At 53.8% G+C, this 292-nt stretch carries 1 rRNA gene; it reads right to left on the reverse strand.

Annotated elements, in window-relative coordinates:
- Positions 1-292 (reverse strand): 16S ribosomal RNA (locus F3J38_RS27870); the annotation flags it as partial.

The following is a 292-nucleotide window of genomic DNA, read 5'->3' on the forward strand; positions in this document are numbered from 1 at the left end:
ACTGGCAGTCTCCTTTGAGTTCCCGGCATAACCCGCTGGCAACAAAGGATAAGGGTTGCGCTCGTTGCGGGACTTAACCCAACATTTCACAACACGAGCTGACGACAGCCATGCAGCACCTGTCTCAGCGTTCCCGAAGGCACTAAGGTATCTCTACCGAATTCGCTGGATGTCAAGAGTAGGTAAGGTTCTTCGCGTTGCATCGAATTAAACCACATGCTCCACCGCTTGTGCGGGCCCCCGTCAATTCATTTGAGTTTTAACCTTGCGGCCGTACTCCCCAGGCGGTCGA

Source organism: Candidatus Pantoea formicae (genome assembly GCF_011752625.1).
Taxonomy (GTDB): domain Bacteria; phylum Pseudomonadota; class Gammaproteobacteria; order Enterobacterales; family Enterobacteriaceae; genus Pantoea; species Pantoea formicae.